The organism is Streptomyces sp. LS1784, from assembly GCF_020103755.1.
GTDB lineage: Bacteria > Actinomycetota > Actinomycetes > Streptomycetales > Streptomycetaceae > Kitasatospora.
In genome coordinates this window covers 1-4,746 of sequence record NZ_JAHSQD010000608.1, presented here as the reverse complement: position 1 = coordinate 4,746, position 4,746 = coordinate 1, and the positions used below count along the sequence as shown (strand labels likewise).

Below are 4,746 nucleotides of genomic sequence, written 5' to 3'. Positions count from 1 at the left end.
CGCCACCGCACAGCTGGTGAAGATCACCCTGCTGGCCGGTGTCGCCGCCCTCGCCCTCTACGCGGCACCCAGGCTGTACGACGCCGGGCACTGGGCCGCGCTCGGCGTGCTGGCCACGGCCGTTGGCGCGACGTTCTGGATCTACCTCTCGCCGCGCCGGCTGCCCGCCAAGTACCTGCTGCCCGCCACCGCGCTCTTCCTCGCCTTCGTGGCCTACCCCGTGCTCTACATCGTCGCGGTGTCCTTCACCGACTACGGAGACGGCCACCTGCTCACCAAGGACCAGGCGGTCCGCAGCCTCGTCGAGCACTCCGTCGAGCCCGTCCCCGACAGCCCCTCGTACGCGCTCACCATCGCCACCGGCCCGGACGGCGGTCCGCTGGTGCTGCTGCTCACGGACCCGGACACCGGGAAGGTCTCGGCCGGCACCGCGCGCGGCCTCGCCCCCGCCCCCGCCGGGACGGTGGCCGGGCCGGACGGCCGGGTGACGTCCGCACCCGGGCTGAAGCTGCTGACCTTCGGCCAGGTCAACGGCCGCTCCGCGGAGCTGACCGACCTGCGGGTGCCGGTGGCCGGCGGGTTCATCGTGAGCCAGGGCCTCTCGATGGCCACCACGGCCCGCCCCACCCTGGCGTACGACCGGCAGGCCGACACCCTGACCGACGCCCGGGACGGCACGGTCTACCACCCCCGGGAGGGCCGGTTCACCGCCGCCGACGGTTCCGGGCGGACCCTGCCCACCGGCTGGCACCGCACCGTCGGCTTCGCCAACTTCACCGCCGTGCTCACCAGCCCCGCGATCCGCGGCCCCTTCCTCGGGGTGCTCGCCTGGACCTTCGGCTTCGCCCTGCTCTCCACCGGTGCGTCCTTCGCCCTCGGCCTCGGTCTCGCGCTCACCCTGCACCACCCGCGGCTGCGCGGGCAGCGGGCCTACCGCTCGCTGATGCTGCTGCCGTACGCGATGCCCGCGTTCATCGGCATCCTGATCTGGCAGAGCATGTACAACCGGGACTTCGGCCTGCTCAACCAGCTGCTGCACGCCCGGATCGACTGGCTGGGCGACGCCTGGAGCGCCCGGTTCGCGGTGGTGCTCACCAGCCTGTGGCTCGGCTTCCCCAACATGCTGCTGATCTGCACCGGCGTGCTGCAGGCGATGCCTGCCGAGCTCAACGAGGCCGCCCGGATCGACGGCGCCGGCCCGTGGAAGGCGTTCCGCGCGGTCACCTTCCCGCTGCTGCTGGTCGCCGCCGCGCCGGTGCTGATCTCGTCCTTCGCCTTCAACTTCAACAACTTCAACGCCATCCAACTGCTCACCGGCGGCGGGCCGTTCGACGGCGCGGGCGGCACCGCCGGATCGACCGACATCCTGATCAGCTACACCTACCGGGTGGCCTTCGGCGGGCAGGGCGCCCAGTACGGCTTCGCCGCCGCGCTGTCCATCGTCATCTTCCTGCTGGTCGGGCTGATCACGCTGGTGGGCTTCCGCCGCACCCGCGCCCTTGAGGAGCTGAACGCATGACCGCCACCACCGCCACCCGCTGGCTGCGCCGCTTCGGCTGGCGGCACCTGGTCGCCGTGCTCGCCGTCTGCTTCGCGCTGTTCCCGCTGCTGTTCGTGCTCTCCGCGGCGCTGAACCCGCTCGGCACGCTGCAGTCGTCCACGCTGCTGCCCCGGCACGCCTCGCTCGCCAACTTCACCGCCCTGTTCACCAACGGGCAGTACCCGTTCGCCCGGTGGCTGGCGAACACGGCGCTGGTCTGCGGCACCTTCGCGGTGCTCAACGTGCTGCTCGGGGTGCTGGCCGCGTACGCCTTCTCGCGGTTCCGCTTCCGGGGCCGGCGGATCGGGCTGATGGCGGTCTTCCTGGTGCAGATGTTCCCGCAGTTCCTCGCGGTGATCTCGCTCTACCTGATGTTCGCGAAGATCGGCGACGTCCTGCCGGCGATCGGCCTGGACACCCCGTGGGGCCTGGTGCTGGTGTACCTGGGCGGCGCGATGGGGGTGAACACCTGGCTGATGAAGGGCTACCTGGACACCATCCCGCGCGAGATCGACGAGGCCGCCAAGGTGGACGGCGCCGGGCACGCGCAGATCTTCTTCCGGCTGATCCTGCCGCTCGCCGCGCCGATGCTGGTGGTGATCTCGATCCTGTCGCTGACCGCCGCGCTCAACGACGTGATCCTGGCGAACATCTTCCTGACCTCGAACGACTCCAAGACCGTCGCGGTCGGCCTCTACGGGATCATCTCCGGCCAACAGGACCAGAACTACGGCCTGTTCGCGGCCGGCGCGCTGGTGACCTCGCTGCCGGTGATCGTGGTCTACCAGTTCCTCCAGCGCTACCTGGCCCAAGGCCTGACCGCCGGGTCGGTCAAGGGCTGAGCGGCCGGACGCCGTCGCCCCGTACGGAACTACCGTACGGGGCGACGGCGTCGACGGCGGGAAGCGCGGAACGCACCTGTGACACGCCTGTGCGACTGGCGAACCCCCGTACGCCAGGCGACCGTCACCGGCGCATGGAACAGGTCGGCCTCGTCGCGGTAGAGCCAGAACAGGCCACAGTGCTTCGGCGAGACGTGGTCGGCCGCGCCAATGGTTCACGTCCGGTACAACCCTCAGCAGGTCCTGCCAACCCGCTCGGCCGCATCTCGGCCGGCACCTGGGTTGGCCTACCCCATGAGGTCCGCGCTGAGCGTGGTGCGTGGAACGCAGACGACTGCGTCGTAAGCGTCCAGGGCCGGCACAGGCAGGAAGTCGTCGTCCATGCGGATCCGAGTCGGCTCTGGCAGACCATGCTGTCGCGCATACGCACGTAGGGCATGGGTGTTGACCATGGCGGGTGCTGCCGGCATGCCTGCGAACAGCGCCTCCACACTGTTGGGTGCTGCCGCGGGGGCGTCGGTCGCGTACTGGCGCATCCCGGCGGGGTGAGTCGGATCGGGCGAGTTCTTCACGGTCCTGCCGCCGCTGCTGGTCATCGCCACTGAAACGTAGTCGTTTCCGAGCCGCCGGGCGAGGGCGTGCCCCATCGGGACACGAGGCAGGGAAGTGCCCTCAGGATTGGCCGTGCGCTGGATGTGGGCGTTGTGCGCGGCGAGCACGATACGGGTACCGGGGGCGGATCGGTCGAGTAACGTCAGCAGGCTGTCGGCGAGGTAGCGGTCGCGGGCGGAGAGGTCAGCGGCATCCGGCTTCCCGTCGAACAGGTCAGCCATCGCACGCTGCATCTGGTCTGTGCGCCACGCAGCCCAGACGTCCGAGACCACGTCCTCGTACACGGTGGGCCCTGCGGAATCGATGTATATCTCACGCATCACCGTGACGCGGTTGAGTAGTTGACTGAGCACGGTTGAAAGCTGGTCCTGGACCGCAGCGTCCAGGCCAAGGCGGGCCCGGGCCGAAGCCAGACCCGAGCCTCCTGCAAGTGGCGCTGACAGTTCAAGGGCGGTTCGGGCGTGGCGAACTGCGCGGGGGTCGATGTCGGCCAGATACCGGGCTACCGCTTCAAGGACCGGAGCCAGCGAGCCGCCGGCCGCAGGTATGTCGAGTCCGGCGAAGTGGACTGGGCGCGTCGCTCTGGCGTTATGGGCGCGCAGCCACCGCAGGATGTCGCGGCCTTCGGCGGACTGGCTCGGGTAGCCGCCGATATGGGGAGTGAGAAGGGCATCGAGATCTCCGTCTCCGCCCCGCGTCCACGCATCGACAGCCCGGCCGGAGGCGGTCCCGAGTTCCGCGGCGTAGACGGTGAACCCGCACTCTTGGATCAAGAAGCGCAGTATTCGGTCGCGTAACAGCCCGTACTCGCGTATCTGATGGGAGCTCTCGCCCAGGGCGACGACGCGTGCACTGCCGATGAGACGGCCCAACGGTGCCAGATCGTCAACTGGGGCATCGGCACCGGAGGTGGCAAGCAGCGTGGCGTTGCAGGTAGTCCATTCAGCAAGGGGCATTGCGGCTCTGAGGTTCATGCTCGCGACCCTAGCAATCAGCGCCTACACACCGAGTGGGCTCCGCAGAGTCAGTAGGGGGTACGCCGGGTACGAGCGCCGAACCTCAACCGGCTGTGCGAGGACAGTGGTCCCTTCGGGCGGAGGCGATCGGTGAGTGTCTCGGACCTGGTCCCGGCGGCGAGGCCGCAACGGCCGGTAGCCGGCCGGGTCGAGCTTGGCGAGCTCGGTGTCGACCTCGACGTCGATCGTGCCGTGGTAGTTGACGTTCTCACTGTGTGCCGGGGGGATGTGCGCGGCAGCTGGTCCTGCAGACACCCCCGTCCGTGGTCGCCGGAATGCTCGGCCACCACACCGTCCACACCGAAGCCGTCGCCGCTCAAGCGGGAGGAACCTGGAAGAAGTACGCCCCCGGCGACCACGTCACCTCCCGCTTCGGTCTCTTGCTTCACGCGCCGCCGACGCGGTCTCGGGCCGGGCCGCAGCGGAGGCGGCGAGCCGGCGGGCCATGGTGGCGGTGGCACGCCTCCCACCTCGCTGCCGGCCGGCGCCTGACCCGCTGCCAGCGGTCTGCCAGCGCTCTGCCAGCGGGGTGCGGAACTGTCGGACGTGCCGGGCGGTACGCCGCGACCGAGGAGCGCGTGACCACCCGGCCCGTTGACGAAAGGGCACTCGCGTGACTCGTACCTCCCCTCCCATCGGCACCGCCGCAGGCCCGCGCCGGCCCGAGGCGTCCCGCACCGCAGTCCGACGCTCGGCGGCCTCGTGGAGGCTGGGCGCGGGCGCCGCCGCGGCAGCG

Annotated in this window: 3 protein-coding genes; 2 read left to right on the top strand and 1 reads right to left on the bottom strand. The window is 70.2% G+C overall.

What is annotated here, in order from left to right; translation table 11 throughout:
- Together KS423_RS38815 and KS423_RS38810 are read left to right on the top strand one after the other, a co-directional pair.
- Positions 1-1,519 (top strand): ABC transporter permease subunit (locus tag KS423_RS38815; RefSeq protein WP_224284440.1); only part of this gene is annotated, 1,519 nt, incomplete at its 5' end.
- Positions 1,516-2,382 (top strand): sugar ABC transporter permease, encoded by an 867-nt coding sequence (locus tag KS423_RS38810; RefSeq protein WP_224284439.1) that lies wholly within the window; start codon positions 1,516-1,518, stop codon positions 2,380-2,382. The genes KS423_RS38815 and KS423_RS38810, both read left to right, overlap by 4 nt.
- A gap of 287 nt (positions 2,383-2,669) precedes the next feature.
- Here the strand turns inward: KS423_RS38810 and KS423_RS38805 are convergent, their stop codons facing one another.
- On the bottom strand, positions 2,670-3,968 hold the full coding sequence (locus KS423_RS38805; protein ID WP_224284438.1) for an erythromycin esterase family protein: 1,299 nt from the start codon (positions 3,966-3,968) through the stop codon (positions 2,670-2,672).
- Positions 3,969-4,746 lie beyond the last annotated feature (778 nt).

Coding starts and splice junctions, on each gene's coding strand:
- KS423_RS38810 (WP_224284439.1), top strand. CDS start 1,516: ATGACCGCCACCACCGCCACCCGCTGGCTGCGCCGCTTCGGCTGGCGG.
- KS423_RS38805 (WP_224284438.1), bottom strand. CDS start 3,968: ATGAACCTCAGAGCCGCAATGCCCCTTGCTGAATGGACTACCTGCAAC.